Annotated in this window: 20 protein-coding genes; 19 read left to right on the top strand and 1 reads right to left on the bottom strand. The window is 70.9% G+C overall.

The genetic code is table 11. The features are described from left to right. Window positions 1-125: 125 nt before the first annotated feature. Window positions 126-692, bottom strand: coding sequence for an inorganic diphosphatase (locus tag IWX63_RS08645; protein ID WP_199277738.1), 567 nt, complete (start codon window positions 690-692; stop codon window positions 126-128). Window positions 693-864: 172 nt separating this feature from the next. Between IWX63_RS08645 and dacB the strand changes: the two genes are divergently transcribed. The 19 genes from dacB (at window position 865) to IWX63_RS08550 (ending at window position 21,569) form a co-directional block, all read left to right on the top strand. Next, window positions 865-2,304, top strand: a complete 1,440-nt coding sequence (gene dacB / locus IWX63_RS08640) for a D-alanyl-D-alanine carboxypeptidase/D-alanyl-D-alanine endopeptidase (RefSeq protein WP_199277737.1) — start codon at window positions 865-867, stop codon at window positions 2,302-2,304. A 66-nt stretch (window positions 2,305-2,370) separates the two neighbouring features. Next, a complete protein-coding gene (locus tag IWX63_RS08635) occupies window positions 2,371-3,525 on the top strand; it encodes a zinc-dependent metalloprotease (protein WP_199277736.1) in 1,155 nt (384 codons plus the stop codon). Further along, the gene (tilS, locus tag IWX63_RS08630) at window positions 3,518-4,654 is read left to right on the top strand and encodes a tRNA lysidine(34) synthetase TilS (RefSeq protein WP_199277735.1); all 1,137 of its coding nucleotides are present in this window, start codon (window positions 3,518-3,520) and stop codon (window positions 4,652-4,654) included. The genes IWX63_RS08635 and tilS overlap by 8 nt, the downstream gene beginning before the upstream one ends. 3 nt (window positions 4,655-4,657) lie before the next feature. Beyond that, complete coding sequence (gene hpt / locus IWX63_RS08625; RefSeq protein WP_199277734.1) at window positions 4,658-5,209, top strand: hypoxanthine phosphoribosyltransferase; 552 nt, start codon at window positions 4,658-4,660, stop codon at window positions 5,207-5,209. 178 nt (window positions 5,210-5,387) lie between these two features. Further along, a complete protein-coding gene (gene ftsH, locus IWX63_RS08620) occupies window positions 5,388-7,466 on the top strand; it encodes an ATP-dependent zinc metalloprotease FtsH (RefSeq protein ID WP_199277733.1) in 2,079 nt (692 codons plus the stop codon). A gap of 75 nt (window positions 7,467-7,541) precedes the next feature. Further along, the gene (gene folE, locus IWX63_RS08615; protein WP_199277732.1) at window positions 7,542-8,159 is read left to right on the top strand and encodes a GTP cyclohydrolase I FolE; all 618 of its coding nucleotides are present in this window, start codon (window positions 7,542-7,544) and stop codon (window positions 8,157-8,159) included. A gap of 10 nt (window positions 8,160-8,169) precedes the next feature. After that, entirely contained in the window at window positions 8,170-9,081 is a 912-nt protein-coding gene (gene folP, locus IWX63_RS08610) for a dihydropteroate synthase (protein ID WP_199277731.1), read from the top strand. Then, window positions 9,078-9,497, top strand: coding sequence for a dihydroneopterin aldolase (gene folB, locus IWX63_RS08605; RefSeq protein ID WP_199277730.1), 420 nt, complete (start codon window positions 9,078-9,080; stop codon window positions 9,495-9,497). The genes folP and folB overlap by 4 nt, the downstream gene beginning before the upstream one ends. After that, window positions 9,494-9,988 (top strand): 2-amino-4-hydroxy-6-hydroxymethyldihydropteridine diphosphokinase, encoded by a 495-nt coding sequence (gene folK, locus IWX63_RS08600; protein WP_199277729.1) that lies wholly within the window; start codon window positions 9,494-9,496, stop codon window positions 9,986-9,988. Before folB ends, folK begins: the two co-directional genes overlap by 4 nt. A gap of 6 nt (window positions 9,989-9,994) precedes the next feature. Continuing rightward, complete coding sequence (locus tag IWX63_RS08595; RefSeq protein WP_199277728.1) at window positions 9,995-10,483, top strand: DUF3180 domain-containing protein; 489 nt, start codon at window positions 9,995-9,997, stop codon at window positions 10,481-10,483. Continuing rightward, window positions 10,476-10,991, top strand: coding sequence for a PH domain-containing protein (locus IWX63_RS08590; protein ID WP_199277727.1), 516 nt, complete (start codon window positions 10,476-10,478; stop codon window positions 10,989-10,991). The genes IWX63_RS08595 and IWX63_RS08590 overlap by 8 nt, the downstream gene beginning before the upstream one ends. Next, on the top strand, window positions 10,988-12,628 hold the full coding sequence (locus IWX63_RS08585; RefSeq protein ID WP_199277726.1) for a PH domain-containing protein: 1,641 nt from the start codon (window positions 10,988-10,990) through the stop codon (window positions 12,626-12,628). Before IWX63_RS08590 ends, IWX63_RS08585 begins: the two co-directional genes overlap by 4 nt. Next, window positions 12,615-13,580: a Rossmann-like and DUF2520 domain-containing protein gene (locus IWX63_RS08580; RefSeq protein WP_199277725.1), complete on the top strand. Its 966-nt coding sequence runs from the start codon at window positions 12,615-12,617 to the stop codon at window positions 13,578-13,580. The genes IWX63_RS08585 and IWX63_RS08580 overlap by 14 nt, the downstream gene beginning before the upstream one ends. 65 nt (window positions 13,581-13,645) lie before the next feature. Further along, window positions 13,646-14,587 (top strand): pantoate--beta-alanine ligase, encoded by a 942-nt coding sequence (gene panC, locus IWX63_RS08575; protein ID WP_334685744.1) that lies wholly within the window; start codon window positions 13,646-13,648, stop codon window positions 14,585-14,587. 47 nt (window positions 14,588-14,634) lie between these two features. Next, on the top strand, window positions 14,635-16,137 hold the full coding sequence (gene lysS, locus IWX63_RS08570) for a lysine--tRNA ligase (RefSeq protein WP_334685743.1): 1,503 nt from the start codon (window positions 14,635-14,637) through the stop codon (window positions 16,135-16,137). Window positions 16,138-16,175: 38 nt separating this feature from the next. Continuing rightward, a complete protein-coding gene (locus IWX63_RS08565) occupies window positions 16,176-16,328 on the top strand; it encodes a hypothetical protein (RefSeq protein WP_334685752.1) in 153 nt (50 codons plus the stop codon). 92 nt (window positions 16,329-16,420) lie between these two features. After that, complete coding sequence (locus IWX63_RS08560; protein WP_199277723.1) at window positions 16,421-16,756, top strand: histone-like nucleoid-structuring protein Lsr2; 336 nt, start codon at window positions 16,421-16,423, stop codon at window positions 16,754-16,756. Between the two features lie 123 nt (window positions 16,757-16,879). Next, window positions 16,880-19,387, top strand: coding sequence for an ATP-dependent Clp protease ATP-binding subunit (locus IWX63_RS08555; RefSeq protein WP_199277722.1), 2,508 nt, complete (start codon window positions 16,880-16,882; stop codon window positions 19,385-19,387). 163 nt (window positions 19,388-19,550) lie between these two features. Continuing rightward, a complete protein-coding gene (locus IWX63_RS08550) occupies window positions 19,551-21,569 on the top strand; it encodes a S9 family peptidase (protein ID WP_199277721.1) in 2,019 nt (672 codons plus the stop codon). Window positions 21,570-21,717: the final 148 nt, after the last annotated feature.

Here is a 21,717-nt window from a genome sequence, read left to right as displayed (position 1 = left end):
GCTGCACGAATCAACGCAAGTACGTTGATTTCGCGCCGGCGGCGGCGTCCGTGGCCCGGACAGGAGAGAGCCCCCGCCGTCCTGCCCCGAGGGGCGGACGGCGGGGGCCCCGTTCCTGCTCCCGGCTAGTGTCCCTCGGGCGTCTCCGTGGCGTTCTTCGCCTCGACGTCGACGGAGCGGCCCTGCGGCTCGTCCTGCGCGCTCGCATCGCCGAGGTCCTTGAAGCGCTGGAGCGAGGCCTCGACCTCCGCCTCGGCCTCCTCGCGGCCCGCCCAGTCCGCGGCCTCCACCCACTTGCCCGGCTCGAGGTCCTTGTACTTCGTGAAGAAGTGCTTGATCTCGTCGAGCAGGAAGTCCGAGACGTCGGACAGCTCCTGGATGTGGTCGAAGCGCGGGTCCACGGGCACGCAGAGCACCTTGGCGTCCCCGCCACCGTCATCGGTCATGTTGAAGACGCCGATGGGGCGCGATTCGACGAGGACGCCCGGGATGAGGTCGAAGTCCTGCAGCATGACCAGCGCGTCCAGCGGGTCGCCGTCCTCGCCGAGGGTGTTCTCGAAGTAGCCGTAGTGCGTGGGGTACTGCATGGCCGTGAACAGGACGCGGTCGAGGCGCAGCCGGTGGGTCTCGTGGTCGATCTCGTACTTGACGCGCGAGCCCTTCGGGATCTCGATGGTGACGTCGAGCTTCATGGCAACTCCTGGGGTAGGTCGATGGGTTCAGCCGGCAGCCGTGCCCTCGGGGAAAGAGGGCTCCGCCGGTCTACTGTTTGATCGTCAGCCCTAACATATCGGTCGGCCGCCGGTACCCGGGCATTTCCCGTACCTGCGATGCTCCTCCCGACACCCCGCGAAAGGACACCCCGTGCGCCCGCTCCGCCTGCTGACCGGTCTCCTGCTGGTCCTGGTCATGGCAGCGCTCGCCGTCCCCGTGGCCACCCAGCTCGGGCCCGGCGTGCTGGCGGTGCTGGCCCCGCAGCCGGTGGTGGCCCCGCCGGTCACGCCGGCAGCCCAGGTCCCGCCGACGGTCGTCACGGTGCCCGACGTCGTCACCCCGCTCTCGCCGTCGGCACCGGTACCGGACCCGGCGGTCCTGGGACCCGAGCTCGACGCGGCCCTCCAGCTCCCGGGAACGGGCACCTTCGCCGGGACCGTCGTCGACTCCACGGACGGGACCGTCCTCTACGCGCGGGACGCCGCACGCCTGCAGGCGCCGGCCTCCAACATCAAGCTCCTCACCGCGGTGGCCGCCATGACGTTCGGGCAGCCGGGGCAGGTCCTGACGACGTCGGTCCTCGCTGCGGAATCGACGCCGGGAGCCCTCTACCTCCACGGCGGCGGCGACGTCCTCCTCGGCTCCGGCCCGTCCGATCCGGATGCCGTCGTGGGGCATGCCGGCCTCGGGACCCTCGCCGCGGAGGCGGCCGCCGCCCTGCCGGGTCCGGGCACCTACACCGTGTACCTCGACGACACCCTGTTCGTCGGCGCGACCCTCAACCCCACCTGGGCGGAGGGGGACGTGGCGGCCGGCGAGATCGCACCGGTCCACTCCCTGGCCGTCAACTCCGCCTGGCTCGAGGAGGGGCGCGGCGGCGGCCCGCGCTCACAGGACGCGGCCCTCGATGCAGCCCGCGGGTTCAGTGCGGCCCTCGTGGCGTCGGCCGCGGACCGCGGGATCACCGTGGTCCCGGACGTGCAGCGCAGGGCGGCCCCCGAGGACGCCGAACGGCTCGCGGCCGTCGACTCGGCACCCCTGGAGGACCAGGTCCGGCACATGCTGGAGACCTCCGACAACTACCTCGCGGAGGCCCTGGCCCGGATCGCGGCGCACGGGAGCGGACGCCCGGCCTCGTCAGGCGGCGGCACGGAGGCGATCGCGGCCGCCGCGGTGAGGACGGGGGTCCCCGGGGAGGGGCTGCTGGTCGGGGACGCCGCCGGCCTGTCCGCCCGGAACGCCGTCTCACCCGCGCAGCTGGCCGCGCTGATGCGCGGGATCACGACGTCGGAGCGGCCGGGCGTCGCCGCCGTCGCCGGGTCGCTGCCCATCGCGGGCCTCACCGGGACGCTCGCCACCCGGTTCACGGCGGCGGACGGACCCGCCGCCGCCGGTGCGGGCACTGTCCGCGCCAAGACGGGGACGCTGAACGCGGTCACCGGGCTCACGGGGCACGTGGTCACCGCCGACGGCCGCCTGCTCGTGTTCTCCTTCCTCGCGGCCGGGCTCGACGGCACCACGGTCGAGGCGAGGGCGGCCGCCGACCGCGCGGCCGCGATCCTCGCCGGCTGCGGCTGCCGCCGGCCGTGACGTCCAGGCCGGGCCCGGCCCCCACCCCTGGGAGTCGCCGCCGGCGGGATGTGATCGAATAGGCGCATGTCCAGGAACGAGTCAGCCACGCCCCGCCCGCAGCTGGTCAACTGGGATGTCGCGGCCTCCACGGCCGCGTCCCTGACCCCCGCAGGGCCCACCATGACACCGGCCGACATCAACCGTGCCGTCGAGAACATGCGCCACCTCGCGGGCGTGTCCGTGAGCCACGTCCACACGATCTCGCGGCTCGACGCGGCCCGCGACCTCAGGGACTCCGAACTGCTGGTCGTGGACCGCGCGTCCTGGTCCCGGGCCAATTCGCAGAGCTTCCGCGCCCTCATGGAACCTGCGCTGGAGCAGCTCGCCGTGACGAGGCCGGAGGTCCTGAAGTCGGCGTCCCTGACGCTCGGCGGGACCGTGACGGGGGCCCAGCTCGGCGCGATCCTTGCGTTCCTCTCCAGCAAGGTGCTCGGGCAGTACGACCCGTTCGTGCCGTCGCGCAACGGGCCGGGCGGCCGGCTCATGCTCGTGGCGCCGAACATCATCTCGGTGGAACGGGAACTGAACGTCGACCCCTCCGACTTCCGGCTCTGGGTCTGCCTCCACGAGCAGACGCACCGGGTGCAGTTCGCGGCAGCGCCGTGGCTGAAGGACCACATGACCAGCCACATCGGGCAGCTGACCTCGGGCCTCATGGATCAGGCGGACACGCTCTCCGAACGGCTCGGCGCCGCCGTCAGGAACATCGCCGCGGCCAAGGCGCGCTCCCGTGGCGGGGCCACCGCGTCGGCGGGCACGGCGGCCGAGGGCGTGCCCGCGCGGCCCGCCGGCGTGCTCTCGATCCTGCAGGCCCCGGAGGACAAGGCACTGCTGTCCCACCTCACCGCCGTCATGAGCCTGCTCGAGGGCCACGCGAACGTCGTGATGGACGGCGTGGACGGCAGCATCGTCCCGTCCGTCAAGACCATCCGCCGGCGCTTCAACGCCCGCGGCAAGTCCCGCGGCCCCCTCGAGAAGGTCATCCGGCAGCTGATGGGGCTGGACGCGAAGATGCGCCAGTACAGCGACGGCTCGAAATTCGTGCGGAGGGTCGTCAGCCAGACCGGGATGGACGGCTTCAACGCGGTGTGGGAAGCGGCGTCGCACCTGCCCACCGAGCGGGAGATCCACGCGCCCGACGAGTGGATCGACAGGATGAGCCTGCGCCGTCATGGCTAGGCGCCCGCGCCTGCTCCCCGCGGTCGGCACCGCACGCAACCTGCTCGCCGCGAGCCTCGAGGGACTCCTCGCAGATCCCGCGCGGCCGGGCGGGCGTGAGGCCGGCCGTCCGCAGCCGGCCCCCGCGGACCTGCCGCTCGTCCTCGTCGCCTGCAGCGGCGGCCCGGATTCGCTGGCCCTCGCGGCGGTCGCGGCGCACTTCGCGCACATCGGCCGCTGCCGCGTGGGCGCCGTCGTCGTCGACCACGGACTGCAGGCCGGCAGCGCCGGGACGGCCGGGCGGGCCGCCGACGCGGCCCGGGCCCTCGGACTCGACCCGGTCGAGGTGTATCGCGTCACCGTGGAGCGCGACGGCGTGGGCCCGGAGGCCGCCGCCCGCGGCGCGCGCTACGCCGCGCTCGACGACGCCGCCTCCCGGCTGGGTGCCGTGGCCGTGCTGCTCGGCCACACGCTCGACGACCAGGCGGAGCAGGTGCTGCTGGGCCTCGCCCGCGGTTCCGGCACGCGGTCCCTGGCCGGCATGCCGGAGCGCCGCGGACCGTACCTCCGGCCGTTCCTCGAGCTGCGGTGGGCCGACACCGAGGCGATCTGCGGGTTCTACGGCCTCGACCCGTGGCACGACCCCACCAACCTCGACCCGGCCTACGCGCGCTCCCGCGTCCGCGGCGAGGTGCTGCCGTTCCTCGAGGACCGGCTGGGACCGGGCATCGCCCGGGCGCTGGCGCGGACGGCGCGCATCCTCGGGCAGGACGCGGACCTCCTCGAGCAGCTGAGCGCCGAGGCGTACGCGTCCCTGCGGACCGACGGCGACGACGGCACGGTGCTGCTGCCGGAGGACGGCCTGCGCTCGCTGCCCGCGGCGCTCCGGCAGCGCGTCCTCGCGCTCGCCGCCCTCGAGCTCGGCGCGTTCCAGCCGAGCTTCGAACGCCTGCGCGCCGCCGAATCGCTGCTGGACCGGAAGGGCTCGGCCGGTCCCGTGCAGCTCGGCGGGAAGGTGAGCGTGCACCGCCAGGTGCGGGGACGATCGGTTCTTCGCGGAGAACCAAGCTATGGCAGTCTTGTTCTACGGAACAATGGCAGCAACAACGGTCCCGGCGGGAAGCACTCGCGTCGGCCAATCCAGGAGTAATCGGTGGATTCGAACGACGTCCAGGCAGACCTCAAGCACGTCCTCTACACCCGGGAGGAGATCCAGCAGCGGATCAACGAGCTCGCGGAGCAGATCGACGCCGACTACCAGGGCCGCGACATCCTCCTCGTGGGGGTCCTCAAGGGCGCGGTGATGGTCATGGCCGACCTCGCGCGGGCCCTGAACTCCCACATCACGATGGACTGGATGGCCGTCTCCTCCTACGGGTCGGGTACGCAGTCCTCCGGCGTCGTGCGGATCCTCAAGGACCTCGAGACGGACCTCATGGGCAAGCACGTCCTGATCGCCGAGGACATCATCGACTCCGGCCTGACGCTCTCCTGGCTCAAGGCGAACCTCCTGTCCCGCGGCCCCGCCTCGGTCGAGATCTGCACCCTCCTGCGGAAGCCCGACGCCGCGAAGGTCGAGATCGACGTCAAGTACGTCGGCTACGACATCCCGAACGAGTTCGTGGTCGGCTACGGCCTCGACTTCGCGGAGAAGTACCGCAACCTCGATTTCATCGGCACGCTGGCGCCGCACGTCTACGAGTAGGACCCCGGCCCCGCGGCCCGCCGCCGCTACGCCATGAGGGAACTATTGGCCGGATCCGCGCGTGGTCAATCTCAGACGGTGTATATGTTGAGGTGCTCAGGGGGCACCCGTACGGCAGTGCGCCCGCACATTTTTACTTGCATCAGCAGGAGGGACAGGGCTTGCCGCCCTGAGACGAATGAAATTCAAGAACATCTTCAAGGGGCCCATCTTCTGGATCGTCCTGGCCGTCGTGGCGCTCCTGCTGGTCCTGCCCAGCCTGTTCGGCACGGGCAGCTCGCGCGTCGACACCAACGTCGGGCTCCAGCTCCTCGAAGATGACCAGGTCTCGCAGGCCAAGATCTACGACGGCGAGCAGCGCGTGGACCTCACCCTGCGCGAGGACTACGAGGACATGGGCAAGAGCGTCCAGTTCTTCTACAGCACCGCGCGTGCGGAGGGCGTGGTCGACGCGATCGACGCCTCGGACACGGACGGTTTCACCGACCAGCCGGCCGAGAGCAACTGGCTCCTCAGCCTCGCCGGCCTGATCGTCCCGATCCTCATCCTCGGCGTCATCTTCTGGTTCCTCCTCAGCCGCATGCAGGGCGGCGGCTCCAAGGTCATGCAGTTCGGCAAGTCCAAGGCCAAGCTCATCACCAAGGACATGCCCCAGGTCACGTTCAACGACGTCGCCGGGGCGGACGAGGCGGTCGAGGAACTGCTCGAGATCAAGGAGTTCCTCCAGGAGCCGGCGAAGTTCCAGGCCCTCGGAGCCAAGATCCCCAAGGGCGTGCTCCTCTACGGACCCCCCGGCACCGGCAAGACCCTCCTCGCCCGGGCGGTCGCCGGCGAGGCCGGCGTGCCGTTCTACTCCATCTCGGGGTCCGACTTCGTGGAGATGTTCGTCGGCGTCGGCGCCTCCCGTGTCAGGGACCTGTTCGAGCAGGCCAAGAACAACGCACCGGCCATCATCTTCGTCGACGAGATCGACGCCGTCGGACGCCACCGCGGTGCGGGCGTGGGCGGCGGCAACGACGAGCGGGAGCAGACCCTCAACCAGCTGCTCGTCGAGATGGACGGCTTCGACGCCAACACCAACGTGATCCTGATCGCGGCGACCAACCGCCCCGACGTCCTCGACCCCGCGCTCCTGCGCCCGGGCCGCTTCGACCGCCAGATCGGCGTCGAGGCACCGGACATGAGGGGACGCGAGCACATCCTCACCGTGCACTCCAAGGGCAAGCCGATGGCGGCCGGCGTCGACCTCAGGGGCGTCGCCAAGAAGACCCCGGGCTTCACGGGTGCCGACCTCGCGAACGTCCTCAACGAAGCCGCGCTCCTCACGGCCCGCTCCAACGCGCAGCTGATCGACGACCGCGCCCTGGACGAGGCGATCGACCGCGTCATCGCCGGGCCGCAGAAGCGCAGCCGCGTGATGAAGGAACTCGAGCGGAAGATCACGGCGTACCACGAGGGAGGCCACGCCCTCGTGGCCGCGGCCCTCCGCAACACCGATCCGGTCACCAAGGTGACCATCCTGCCGCGCGGACGCGCCCTGGGATACACCATGGTGATGCCGAGTGACGACAAGTACTCCGTGACGCGGAACGAACTCCTCGACCAGCTCGCCTACGCGATGGGAGGCCGGGTCGCCGAGGAGATCGTGTTCCACGACCCCTCCACGGGGGCCTCGAACGACATCGAGAAGGCCACGGGGACCGCGCGCAAGATGATCACCCAGTACGGGATGAGCGAACGCATCGGTGCGGTGAAGCTGGGCCAGGGCGCCGGGGAGCCGTTCCTCGGACGCGACATGGGCAGCGACCGCGACTACTCCGACCAGCTCGCCCTCGTCGTCGACGAGGAGGTGCGCCGGCTGATCGACAACGCGCACGACGAGGCCTACCAGATCCTCACCGAGAACCGTGACGTCCTCGACCGTCTCGCCCTGGAGCTGCTCGAGCGCGAGACCCTCAACCAGGCCGAGATCGCCGAGGTCTTCACCAACGTCCGCAAGCGTGAGCTGCGGGAGGTCTGGCTGTCCAAGCAGACCCGCCCCGTGCACTCGCTGCCGCCGGTCACCTCGCGCAAGGAACGCGCTGAAGCCCTCGAGGGGGGCCAGCCCGCCCCGGAGACCGTGGCGCCGCAGGACCAGATCGCCCACGCCAACCTCCCGAACGACTTCGACGTGCACGCATCGGAGCTGCCGTCGCCCGAGTCGTCGGAGAGCGGGCCGAGGAACGCCGCGGGCGGCACGGAGAGCACGGACGGCTAGCACGACGGTCCTGGAGAGGAACGCCCTCGGCCATGGGGCCGGCGGCGAAGAGTGCCACACCGAAGGGGAGAACCCGTGACAGATTTCGACGACGAAGTGGTGGATGCCGCGCTGGCCGCTACCGGATCACCCGTGGACCAGCTCCGTATCCAGCGGGCGGTCCGGGAGATTCTGGCGGCCATCGGCGAGGACCCCGACCGCGACGGGCTGCTCGACACCCCGAAACGCGTGGCGAAGGCCTACGCGGAGATGTTCTCGGGGCTGCACCAGGATGCGGGAGAGGTCCTCTCGACCTCCTTCGACATCGACCACCAGGAACTCGTGCTGGTGAAGGACATCCCGTTCTACTCCACCTGCGAGCACCACCTGGTGCCGTTCCACGGGACGGCGCACATCGGCTACATCCCCTCGGCGGACGGCCGGGTCACGGGACTGAGCAAACTCGCCCGGCTCGTCGAGGTGTATGCGCGGCGCCCGCAGATCCAGGAGAGGCTGACCAGCCAGATCGTTGATGCGATGATGGAACACCTGAAGCCCAAGGGCGCGATCGTCGTCATCGAGTGCGAGCACATGTGCATGTCGATGCGCGGGGTGCGGAAGCCCGGCGCCAAGACCGTCACGTCGGCTGTCCGCGGCCAGCTCCGTGAGACGGCGACGCGCGCCGAGGCCATGAGCCTCATACTCGGAAGGTAGGACCGCCCCGATGGATTCACTCGCCGCAACGCCCGGAACCGGACCGGCGACCTCGCCGCTGCCCGTGATCCGGCCGGTCCGGGTCGCCAGGACGGTTCGCGACCTCCCCTCGGACCGCGCGGTTGTCCTCGGCATCCTGAACGTCACCCCCGACTCCTTCAGCGACGGGGGACGGTATGCCACGACGGACGACGCCATCGGCCACGGGCTGCGGATGCACTACGGCGGGGCGGACATCATCGACGTCGGCGGCGAGTCCACGCGCCCCAACGCCCGGGAGGTGCCGGTCGAGGAGGAGCTGACGCGGGTCCTGCCCGTCGTCGCGGCGCTCGTGAAGGCGGGAGCCCTCGTGAGCATCGACACCATGCACGCGGAGACCGCCCGGCAGGCCCTCGACGCCGGCGCAGCGATCGTGAACGACATCTCCGGCGCCGGGTACGAGGACGCGATGCCGGCGCTGGTCGCCGAGCGGGAGGTCCCCTACATCCTCACGCACCGCCGGGGGACCGCCGCGACGATGGGCGGCCTGGCGGAGTACGACGACGTCGTCGCCGACGTGGTGCGCGAACTCACCGCGCTGCGGGACCGCTTCGTCGCGGCGGGGGTCGCCGCCGAACAGATCATCCTCGACCCGGGGCTGGGCTTCGCGAAGACCGACGAGCAGAACTGGGCGATCCTCCGCAATCTCGACGCCTTCACCGGGCTCGGGCACCGCGTCCTCGTGGGCGCCTCCCGGAAACGGTTCCTCGGGACCCTGCTCACCGCGGCCGGGAAGACGGCCGCACCCGTGGAGCGCGACCACGCCTCGCTCGCCGTCGCGACCCTGGCCGCCGCGGCCGGCGCCTGGGGCGTGCGCGTCCATGATCCTGCCGCGACGCTCGACGCCGTCAAGGCCGCGGCTGCCGTCAGCCCGCGACCGTGACGGGGGACGCGAGGGTCGCGCCGCGCCCGGGCCGGCCCGGCTCGCCCTCCGGAGACCTCGACACCGTGCTGCTCACGGGCATCACGGCCAAGGGCTACCACGGCGTGTTCGACCACGAGCGCCGTGACGGCCAGCCCTTCGGCGTGGACCTCACGCTCCACCTCGACCTGCAGCCCGCCGGCACCAGCGACGACCTCTCCCGCACCGCGCACTACGGGGAGGTCGCCGAACTGGTGCACGGGATCATCCAGGGCGATCCCTTCGACCTCATCGAGGCCCTCGCCGAGACGATCGCCGCCGCCATCCTCGCGGCGTTCCCCGTCGCGGCGGTCGACGTCACCGTCCACAAGCCGAAGGCCCCCATCGCGGTGCCGTTCGGCGACGTGGCCGTGACGCTCCGCAGGAGCCGGGCGTGAGCGGCACGGTGCGCTCCGTGCTGGCCCTCGGCAGCAACCTGGGAGCCAGCAACGACACCCTGGTGCTCGCCGTCGCCGACCTCGTCGGATCGGACGACGTCCGCCTGCGCGCGGTGTCGCCCGTGGTGCGCACCAAGCCCGTCGGCGGTCCCGAGCAGCCCGACTACCTCAACATGGTGATCGAGATCGAGACGGACCTGGGCCCGCACGAGCTGCTCGCCCACTGCCAGGCCGTCGAGGAACGGCATCACCGCAAGCGCACCGTCCGCTGGGGCCCGCGGACGCTCGACGTCGACATCATCACCTACGGGACCTGGGTCTCCGACGACGAGACCCTGACCGTCCCGCACCCCCGTGCGGCGACCCGCGCCTTCGTCCTCCAGCCCTGGGCATGGATGGATGCCGGGGCCGAACTCGGGGGACGGCCCGTGGCCGAACTCGCCGCGGAAGCCGAGGACCTTGCGGGCCTGGTGCCCTTCGAGGGAGTCTAGGACGCTGTGAGCACCCTTCGGTTCCGCTGGCTGGCCCTCGTGGGGCTGGTGGCCGGACTCGCCGGCTGGCTGGTCAACTGGTTCGCCACCCGCAACGGCTACGGCACGCCGACCCTCCCGCTGACGTCCCTCGTGACCACGGCGGTGATCATCGCGATCACCCTCGTATTCGGCCGGCGCGTGCTGCGCTGGCGCAACGGCAAGCGCGACCGCCCGCTCGATCCGATCCTCGCCACGCGCACCCTCGTCCTCGCCCAGGCCTGCGCCTACGCCGGCGCGGTGAGCCTCGGCTGGCACGCCGGGATCTTCGTCGACCAGGTGGCGCTCCTGTCGGTCCGTTCCACCCTGGCGCCCCTCTGGGGATCGGTGGCCCTCATGGTGGGTGGAATCGTCATGATCATGGTGGGATTGGTGGTCGAGGACTTCTGCAGGCTCCCATCCGACGACGACGGCACGGGCGCACCGGGCGGGGAGAGCGAGGGGGAGTATGCGTAGGGAACCGATCGACCCGTCGGGGCTCGAGTGGTCCAGGGTGTCACCGAAGTACCTGCGGGTCAGGGTGCTCGGCTGGCTCATCGGATCGCTGGTGTGGCTCGTCCTGGCCTGCATACCGCTCGTCCTGCGCCTCACCGGCGTCTGGGAGTCCTTCCCTCCCCTCTGGCTCGCGTGGGGGCTGCCCGTCGTCGTGCTCATCGGTGCGGTGTGGCGGGGCCTGCTCCTCCCGCGCCAGGTGGCGGCCATCGGCTACGCCGAGCGCGACGACGACCTCCTCGTCCGCCAGGGCGTCATCTTCCAGCGCACCATGGTGGTGCCCTACGGCCGGATGCAGTACGTCGACGTCGCCGTCGGCCCCCTGGAGCGGGCCTTCGGGATCTGCACCCTCAAGCTCCACACGGCATCGCCCGCCACGAACGCCGAGATCCCGGGGCTGCCGACCGACGAAGGAGCCAGGCTGCGCGAGCAGCTGTCCGCGCGCGGACAAGCCCGGCTGGCAGGGCTGTGACTGACCCGCAGCAACCGCCGCCCGCTGTGCCGCAGCCGGCGGCCGGCGACGCCGCCGAGCAGGCCGGCCCCGTCGAGCGGTGGCAGCGCGTCCACGTCATCTCGCCTCTCGTGCGCGGGTGGATCGCCCTCGTCGCCGTCCTCTACTTCGTGGGCCGCGACTGGTTCGAGGGACTGTTCGGCCCGGGGCCGCGCGAGCGCTCCCCCCTGCCCGAGGGGTTCGGCGTCCTCGCCGCCGTCGGGATCCTGCTGGGCATCGTCACGATCGTCGCGGGCGCGTTCCTCCTCTCCTGGTACTGCACCCGCTACCAGATCACCCGTGACCACGTCCGCGTCCACTCCGGCGTCGTGTTCCGTCAGCAGCGGCAGGCGAGGCTCGACAGGGTCCAGGCCATCGACATCGTTCAGCCGTTCCTCGCCCGCATCTTCGGACTCGCCGAACTCAAGTTCGAGGTGGCGGACGCCGGGGAGTCGGCGGTCCGGCTCGCCTTCCTGCGGCTCGACGATGCCCGCCGGCTGCGTGCCACCATCCTCGCCCGGGCCGCGGGGGTGGATCCGGATCCTGAGCATCCGGAGGAGATCGTCGAAGCGCCCGAGCGCGAGGTGGTGGTGGTCCCGCCGGGACGGGTCATCGGATCCGCGGTCCTGTCAGGGACGAGCATGGCCCTCGTGGTGGCCACCATCGTCATCATCACCCTCGGAGTGGTGTTCGAGACCCCGATCGTCGCGACGTCCTTCATCCCGATCCTGATCGGCGTGGCGGGGTCCTACTGGTCCGCCCTGAGCACGGGGTACAACTTCCGCGCCGCGACCTCCCCCGACGGCCTCCGGATCCGGTACGGACTCCTGGACACGCGCGCGCAGACCGTGCCTCCCGGGCGGGTGCAGGCGCTGGGGATCGTCCAGTCGCCGCTCTGGCGGCTCAAGGGGTGGTACCGCGTGACGGCGAACGTGGCCGGGTACGGCGCATCGGCGTCGAACGAGGGGCAGGCCCGCGCCACCCTCCTGCCCGTTGGCACGCGCGACGAGGTGCTGCAGATCCTCGCCCTCGTCCTGCCCGACCCCGGCACCGGGCGGCCCGTCGAGGTCTTCGCCGCCGGGATGGACGGCCGCGACGGCGGGGAAGGATTCGTCACCAGCCCCCGCCGCGCACTGTGGCTCGCGCCGCTGGCGTGGCGGCGCACCGGCTTCGCGGTGACCGGGACGGCCCTGCTCGTCCGCTCCGGCGTGCTGTGGCGGCGGCTCGCCGTCGTCCCGCACGAGCGGACCCAGTCGCTGGCGATCGAACAGGGGCCCGTGGACCGCCGCTTCCGCGTGGCACATCTGGTCCTGCACACGACACCCGGTCCCGTGAGCCCGCGCGTGACGCTCGCCGACGCCCCGACGGCGTGGGAGCTGTTCCACGGCCAGGCCGCGCGTGCCGCGGAGGCGCGGCGCCGCAGCGGTCCCGAACAGTGGATGCGACCGGCCGTCGCGCAGCCCTCCGCGGCGCTCCCCGCGGAGGGCGGGTCTCCCGTCGACGACGCCACGCCGCACGCCGGGCAGGCATCGCCGGCTCCCCACCAGGTGATGCCCGTCGCGCCGCGCTACACGCCGTCACCCCGGAACGCCGAGGAGGTCGCCGATGGCCGGCACTGACGCATCCCGACGGCCCGGTCGCCTCGGCGTCGGCATCGTGGGCGCGGGCAAGGTGGGCTCCGTGCTGGGTGCCGCCCTGCGGTCGGCCGGGCACGCCGTCGTGGGGGTCTCCGCGGTCTCCGAGGCCAGCCGTGAGCGGGCCGAGAACCTCCTGCCCGGGGTGCCGGTGCTCGAGATCCCCGACATCATCGAGCGGGCCGAACTCGTGCTGCTCGCGGTGCCCGACGACGCCCTGCCGGACCTGGTCGAGGGGCTCGCCCGGCTCGGCGCGTGGCAGGCCGGGCAGCTCGTGGTCCATACGTCCGGGCGCTACGGCACCTCCGTGCTGGCTCCGGCCCGCGCGGCCGGTGCCATCCCGCTGGCGATCCACCCGGCAATGACCTTCACCGGGCTGTCGCTGGATCTCGGGCGCCTCCCGGACAGCATGTTCGGGGTCACCGCGCCGTCCGCCGTACTGCCCATCGCCCAGGCGCTCGTCGTCGAGATGGGCGCAGAGCCGGTGGTCATCGAGGAGGAGTCGCGTGCCCTGTACCACGCGGCCCTCGCCCACGCGTCGAACCACCTCGTCACCATCGCCGCCCAGTCCGCACAGCTCCTCGTGGACCTCGGCGTCCAGCAGCCCGACCGCATGCTCGGCCCGCTCATGAAGGCCTCCCTCGAGAACGCGCTGTCCTCGGGCGAAGGCGCCCTGACGGGCCCGGTGGCGCGGGGGGACGCCGGGACGGTCCGGGCCCACCGTGCGGCGCTCGAGGCGCACGACGCCGCGGACACGCGCCAGGCCTACCTGGGCATGGCCCGTGCCACGGCCCTGCGCGCCCTCGAGCGGGGCGTCCTCTCGCCCGCCCAGGGGGACGCGATCCTCGCGATCCTCGCGGATGCACCGGGTGAGGCCGGAGCGCCCGCACCCGGGGCTCCCGGCGGTCCGGACGCCCCCGGCGGGCTGCCGTCCTGACTCCTCCTGCCCCGGCAGGCCCCGACCGCGGGTCCGCCATCCATCCACTTCCCGAAGGACCATCCGTGATCCCGACCGGCCCAGACCGCCCGGCCATCCCGCTCCTCGTCTCCACCCCCGCGGAACTCCGCGCGGCCACGGCCACCCTGCTGGACGCCGCCCGGTCACGGGCCGACGCCGCGGACGCCGGGGACGCCCGGCTCTCGCTCGGTCTCGTCCCCACCATGGGCGGCCTGCACGCGGGCCACGCCGCGCTGGCCCGTGCCGCGCGCACGGCCGACGACGTCGTCGTCGCGTCGATCTTCGTGAATCCCCTGCAGTTCGGCGACCAGGCCGACCTCGACCGCTACCCGCGCACCCTCGACGAGGACCTGCGGCTGCTCGGGGCCCAGGGCGTGGACCTCGTGTTCGCCCCGGCCGTCGAGGACATGTACCCGGGCGGGGAGCCGCTGGTCCGCGTGAGTGCCGGCCCTGCGGGCGGAGTATTCGAGGGGGCCTCCCGCCCGGGCCATTTCGACGGCATGCTGACCGTCGTCGCCAAGCTCCTCAACCTGGCACAGCCCGCCACCCGGGCCTCCTACCGCGCATACTTCGGCGAGAAGGACGCCCAGCAGCTGTCCCTCATCCGCCGGATGGTGCTGGACCTCGACCTGCGGGTGCGCATCGAGGGCGTGCCGATCGTGCGCGACCACGACGGCCTGGCGCTGTCGAGCCGCAACCGGTTCCTGTCCGACGACGAGCGCTCCGCCGCCCTGGTCCTGTCGCGGACGCTGGCCGCACTCCGCGATCGGGCCGCGCGCGGGGAACCGCTCGACCTCGCTGCCGCCCGTGCGCGGATCACCGCCGCGGAGGGCGTGGACCTCGACTACCTCGACGTCGTCGATCCGGCCTCCTTCGCTCCCACCGCGGCTTCCGGCCCCGCGCCGCACGCTGCCCTCGCCGTCGTCGCGGCCCGGGTGGGCGCCGTCCGGCTGATCGACAACACCACCCTGCCGGCCCCGCACTGACCCGCACCGGCCCGGACGCCCGGACGGGAGCCGTAAACTTGTCTACCGTGACCCACGACGACACCCTCCCCGCGGACGACCTCAACGAGCAGATGCGCTTTCGGCTGCAGAAGCGCGCAGCCCTGCTCGACGCCGGAATGCAGCCCTACCCGGTCCGGCCGGAGCGCACGCATTCGCTGGGGGAGATCCGGAAGCAGTTCGCCGGTCTCGACACCGGGGAATCGAGCGGGCAGCACGCCGCCGTCGTCGGCCGCGTGGTCTTCATCCGCAACTCGGGCAAGCTGTGCTTCGCGACCCTGCAGGAGGGCGACGGCACGCGGCTCCAGGTCATGCTGAGCCTCGCCGAGATCGGCGCCGACAGCCTCGCCGAGTGGAAGGCCCTCGTGGACCTCGGCGACCACGTCCAGGTGCGCGGCGAGGTCATCAGCTCCCGCCGCGGCGAACTGTCCGTCATGGCCGCTTCCTGGACCATGGCGTCCAAGGCCCTCCGCCCGCTGCCCACGCTGCACGCGGGCGTGAACGAGGAGACACGCGTGCGCCAGCGCTACGTTGACCTCATGGTGCGCGAGGAGGCCCGCCAGATGGTGCGCACGCGCGCGGCCATCACGCGGACCGTCCGGGAGACGCTCAACCGCCACGACTACATCGAGGTGGAGACGCCCGTCCTCCAGCTCGTCCACGGCGGCGCGACGGCGCGCCCGTTCGCCACGCACCTCAACGCGTTCGACCAGAAGATGACCCTGCGGATCGCCCTCGAGCTGTACCTGAAGCGCGCGGTCGTCGGCGGGATCGACCGCGTCTACGAGATCGGGCGCATCTTCCGCAACGAGGGCGTGGATTCCACGCACAGCCCGGAATTCACCATGCTCGAGTGCTACGAGGCCTACGCGGACCAGTTCGTCATGGCGGACCGCATGAAGGAGATGATCCTCGCCTGCGCCGACCTGCTCGGATCGCGCACCATCGAGACGGCGAAGGGCACGATCGAGCTCGACGGCGAGTGGGCGTGGCTCGGCGTCTACCCCGGCCTGTCCACGGCCGTGGGCCAGGAGGTCACGCCCGACACTCCGGTGGAGGAGCTGCGGTCCATCGCCGAGCGGCACGAGGTCTCCCTCGACCCGGCGTGGGGCGCCGAGAAGGTGGTGCTGGAGCTGTTCTCGGAGATCGTGGAGCCCACGCTCATCCAGCCGACCTTCGTCTACGACTACCCGCCGTCCGCCCAGCCGCTCGCCCGCCCGCACCGCGAGGACCCACGGCTGATCGAGGCCTGGGACCTGATCATCGGGGGCATGGAGCGCGGAACGGCCTTCTCCGAGCTCATCGACCCGGTCATCCAGCGCGAGCGGCTCACGGAGCAGTCCCGCCAGGCCGCGGCCGGCGATCACGAAGCCATGCAGCTGGACGAGGACTTCCTCCGGGCACTCGAATACGGTGCCCCTCCCATGGGCGGCATCGGACTCGGAATCGACCGCCTCGTGATGCTTTTCACGAACGTCGGAATTCGCGAGTCGATCCTCTTCCCCATTCTCAAGCCCGAAGGCGGCCAGTAGTCGTGGAATATGTGGCGGTCCTCCTACCCTCAGCCTGCTTGGCAGTGCTTTTCTACTTCGTGATCAAGGCCATATTCAACGCCGACCGGGCCGAACGCGAGGCCATGGCGCGCGCGGAGGAATTGCAGGACGCCGAGGATGCGCGCGACCGCGGGACGGCGGCGGAGGAAAAGGGCGAACAGGAAAGCTAGTGCACATAGAAATGCCCTTCTTTGACCTCGATTGGACGGTGCCGCATAATCATTTATGGGGCATTCAAATCGAAGATTATTAGGAGAGCACCGTGGCACAGAAGGTAAAGATTATTCTCATCGATGACATCGACGGCGGAGAAGCCGACGAAACCGTGCGGTTCGGACTGGATGGCGTGCAGTACGAGATCGACCTCTCGGAGACGCATGCCTCGGAGTTGCGGTCGGCATTGTCCGACTACGTCGGCGCGGCCCGTCGTGGCAGCCAGTCGAAGCAGCGGTCGAACACCTCGAGCGCGGCGTCGTCGTCGCGCAACCAGGAAGCCGCCCAGATCCGTGAGTGGGCGAAGGAGAACGGCTACAACGTCTCCTCCCGCGGACGCGTGAACGGCGAGATCGTCGAGGCGTACCGGGCAGCCCAGCGCTGACCACCCCGAGGAGGCGCCGGGGCGGAAGCCCTCCGGCGTTATCTCGCCTGTGGCGAACACGCGCCCAAAGCACACCCCGTGCCCGTAGCATCGAATTACGCGTTAGCTAGGAGTGTGTGTCTGATGTTTGAAAGATTTACAGATCGTGCCCGTCGAGTTGTTGTGCTGGCCCAGGAAGAGGCCCGCATGCTCAACCACAATTACATCGGCACCGAGCACATCCTGCTTGGCCTGATCCATGAGGGTGAGGGTGTCGCCGCCAAGGCGCTGGAGTCGCTCAGCATCTCGCTGGGTGCCGTGCGGGAGCAGGTCCAGGAGATCATCGGCCAAGGCCAGCAGGCCCCGTCCGGTCACATCCCCTTCACCCCCCGGGCCAAGAAGGTCCTGGAGCTCTCCCTGCGGGAGGCGCTCCAGCTCGGCCACAACTACATCGGCACCGAGCACATCCTGCTCGGTCTCATCCGCGAGGGTGAGGGCGTCGCCGCGCAGGTCCTCGTCAAGCTCGGGGCCGACCTTAACCGTGTCCGCCAGCAGGTCATCCAGCTGCTGTCCGGGTACCAGGGCAAGGAGCCCGCTGCCGCGGGCGGTCCCCAGCAGGAGGGAACCCCTGCCGGATCGGTGGTGCTGGACCAGTTCGGCCGCAACCTGACCCAGGCTGCCCGCGAATCCAAACTCGATCCCGTGATCGGGCGCGAGCAGGAGATGGAACGCGTCATGCAGGTCCTCTCCCGCCGCACCAAGAACAACCCCGTCCTGATCGGTGAGCCGGGCGTCGGCAAGACCGCTGTCGTCGAGGGCCTCGCCCAGGCGATCGTGCGCGGTGACGTCCCCGAGACCATCAAGGACAAGCAGCTCTACACGCTGGACCTCGGGTCCCTCGTGGCCGGCTCCCGGTACCGCGGTGACTTCGAGGAGCGCCTGAAGAAGGTCCTCAAGGAGATCCGCACCCGCGGCGACATCATCCTGTTCATCGACGAGATCCACACCCTCGTCGGAGCGGGAGCCGCCGAAGGTGCGATCGACGCCGCGTCGATCCTGAAGCCCATGCTCGCGCGTGGAGAGCTGCAGACGATCGGCGCGACCACCCTGGACGAGTACCGCAAGCACATCGAGAAGGACGCCGCCCTCGAGCGCCGCTTTCAGCCCATCCAGGTCGCCGAGCCCTCCGTGGCGCACGCGATCGAGATCCTCAAGGGCCTGCGCGACCGCTACGAGGCGCACCACCGCGTCTCCATCACCGACGGCGCGCTGACCAGCGCGGCGACGCTGGCCGAGCGCTACATCTCGGACCGTTTCCTTCCGGACAAGGCGATCGACCTCATCGACGAGGCGGGCGCGCGGCTGCGCATCCGCCGGATGACCGCGCCGCCCGAGCTCAAGGAGATCGACGAGCGCATCGCGGACGTCAAGCGGGAGAAGGAATCGGCCATCGATTCCCAGGACTTCGAGGGTGCCGCGGCGCTGCGCGACAAGGAGCAGAAGCTCCACGACGAGCGCAGCGAGAAGGAGCGTCGCTGGAAGTCCGGGGGACTGGACGACATCGCCGAGGTGGATGAGGAACTCATCGCCGAGGTGCTCGCGAACTCCACCGGTATCCCCGTGTTCAAGCTGACCGAGGCCGAGTCCTCGCGACTGCTCAACATGGAGGCCGAGCTGCACAAGCGGGTCATCGGGCAGAACGAGGCCATCAAGGCCATCTCCCAGGCCATCCGCCGCACGCGGGCCGGCCTCAAGGACCCGAAGCGTCCGGGCGGCTCCTTCATCTTCGCCGGTCCCACCGGTGTGGGTAAGACCGAGCTCGCCAAGGCGCTCGCCGAGTTCCTGTTCGGTGAGGAGGACGCCCTCATCACGCTGGACATGTCCGAGTACTCCGAGAAGCACACCGTCTCGCGGCTCTTCGGTGCCCCCCCGGGCTACGTGGGCTACGAGGAGGGCGGGCAGCTGACCGAGAAGGTCCGCCGCAAGCCGTTCTCGGTGGTGCTCTTCGACGAGGTGGAGAAGGCGCACGCCGATCTCTTCAACTCGCTCCTGCAGATCCTCGAGGACGGTCGGCTGACGGACAGTCAGGGCCGCATGGTGGACTTCAAGAACACGGTGATCATCATGACCACCAACCTCGGTACGCGGGACATCTCGAAGGGCGTCATGACGGGCTTCCAGTCCGGCACCGACACGAGCACGAGCTACAACCGGATGAAGGCCAAGGTGCAGGAGGAGCTCAAGCAGCACTTCCGCCCCGAGTTCCTCAACCGTGTGGACGACACCGTGGTGTTCCCGCAGCTCACGCAGGACGAGATCGTCCAGATCGTGGACCTGTTCCTCGAGCGCCTGAGCGGTCGCATGGCCGACAAGGGCATGTCGATCGAGCTCACGCCCGCAGCCAAGGTGCTCCTCGCGACCCGCGGCTACGACCCGGCGATGGGCGCGCGGCCGCTGCGCCGCACCATCCAGCGCGAGATCGAGGACCAGCTCTCGGAGAAGATCCTGTTCGGCGAGATCAAGTCCGGCGAGCGGATCGACATCGACGTGGAGGGCGAGGGTGCGGAAGCACGCTTCACCTTCATCGGGCACGGCGCTCCCAAGGAGATCGAGGACGCACCGGCAGCACTCGAGGCGACCGTCCCCGAGTAGTTCCGCGCTCCGCTGCGTCAGCATCCGAACCCGCCCTGGTCCGCCAGGGCGGGTTCGCTGTCTCCCGGGGGTGCCCCGGAGCCGAATGAGTGCCCACGGCAACGAGATTCGTCCCTGAGTGAACGCGTGTGACGGCTGCCACAGGCGGTGATAGAGATGGGGGATGACCACCCCCTTCTCATCCCTCGACGACTTCGTCGCCCTGCCCCGCCTGAGCGGGCTCGTCCTCAACCCGGAGGGCTCGCGGCTCGTGACCTCCGTGGCCACCCTCAACCCCAAGAAGACCGCCTACCAGACGGCGCTCTGGGAGGTCGATCCCGCCGGTGAGCACCCGGCCCGGCGGCTCACGCGCAGCTCCGCCGGCGAATCCGGGGCGGCGTTCCTCGCGAGCGGGGACCTGCTCTTCACCTCGTCGCGGCCCGACCCGGACGACGCCGACACCGAGAAGCGTCCGGCACTCTGGCGCCTCCCGGCCGCCGGCGGAGAGGCCTCGCTGGTGCTGACCCGCGAGGGAGGGGTCGCAGGGGTGGCGACGGCCGAGACGGCCGACGTCGTCGTCGTGACCGGCAGTGTGCTCGCGGGGTCGGCGGACGAGGGGGACGACGCCGAACGCCGCACGTCCCGCAAGGAGGCGGGTGTCGCCGCCATCCTGCATTCCGGGTACCCCGTCCGCTACTGGGACGCCGATCTCGGCCCCGACGAGCCGCGCTACTTCGGCATGAAGGACCTCGACGGCGAACGATCCCTCGACGATCTGGTCCCGTCCGCGCGCGGCGGCCTCCGTGACGCCCATCCGATCCTGGACCCCACGGGGACCGCCCTGTTCTCCTCCCTCGCCCTGCCGGAGGAACGCGGATCCCAGCGCTCGGTGCTCGTCCGCGTCGACATCGCCACGAAGGGACTGAGCGTCCTGCTCGACGACCGCGAGAACGACTACACCCCGGGGCCCGTCAGCCCCGACGGACGCTTCCTCGTGGTGATCAGGGACCGGCGCACCACGGTGGATCTCGCACCGCACACCAGCCTGCTCCTGCTCCCGCTGGACGGCGGGGAGCCTTCGGCGCTGGCGGAGGACTGGGATCGCTGGCCGGCGCCCGCGGCCTGGCTGCCCGACGGCTCGGCCGTCGTCGTCACGGCCGACGACGACGGCGCCGCGCCCGTCTTCACCATCGACGTCGCCTCCGGTGCGGTACGCCGGGTGACGGAGGACGCCGCCGCCTACACGGATGTCCGTGTGTCCCCCGACGGGTCGACCGCCTACGCCCTGCGCAGTTCGTATCTCTTCCCGGCCGAAGCGGTCCGCATCGACCTCGCGACGGGCCGGACGGAGCGGCTGCACAACCCGGCGGAGCGCCCCGAGGTCCCCGGCTCGCTCGAGCGGATCGAGTCCGTCGGCGAGGACGGCCAGCCGGTCAGGTCCTGGCTCGTGCTCCCGGAAGGAGCCTCCGCCGACGCCCCCGCACCGGCCCTGCTGTGGATCCACGGCGGGCCGATCGGCTCCTGGAACGCCTGGACGTGGCGCTGGTCGCCGTGGATCATGGCGGCCCGCGGCTACGCCGTCCTGCTCCCCGATCCGGCGCTCTCCACGGGGTACGGCCAGCACATGGTGGACCGCGGGTGGGGGCAGTGGGGCCGCGCTCCCTACACGGACCTGATGGCCGCCACGGACACCCTCGTGGCGCGTGAGGACATCGACAGCACGCGGGTCGCCGCGATGGGTGGCAGCTTCGGCGGCTACATGGCGAACTGGGTGGCCGGGCACACCGACCGGTTCTCGGCGATCGTGACCCACGCGAGCCTCTGGGCGCTCGACCAGTTCGGCCCCACCACTGATGCCGCCTTCTACTGGGAGCGGGAGATGACGCCCGAGGCCAGGGAGGAGAACTCCCCGCACCACCACGTGGGCTCCATCGACACCCCGATGCTCGTCATCCACGGGGACAAGGACTACCGCGTCCCCATCGGGGAGGGCCTCCGGCTCTGGTACGAACTGCTGTCGAAGTCGAAGCTGCCCGCGGGCGAGGGCGGCGAGACGCCGCACCGGTTCCTCTATTTCCCCGACGAGAACCACTGGATCCTGAAACCCCAGCACGCCAGGATCTGGTACGGAGTCGTCGAGGCCTTCCTCGCCACCCATGTCCTGGGCGAGGAGCGGGAACTGCCGCCCGAGCTCGGCCTGTAGGTCCCGCGCGGCCGGGAAGACCCCGGGGAGACCCCGGGGAGATCCCGGGGAGATCCCGGGGAGATCCACGGGGTCTCCCCGGCCCATGGGCCGGGCCGGCAAATCGGCGGTCGCTACCTCTGGACAAGTCTTCTACGCGGCGTAGAAT

This window comes from Arthrobacter sp. CAN_A2 (assembly GCF_015752045.1).
GTDB lineage: Bacteria > Actinomycetota > Actinomycetes > Actinomycetales > Micrococcaceae > Arthrobacter_D.
This window is presented reverse-complemented; position numbering and strand designations above follow the sequence as displayed.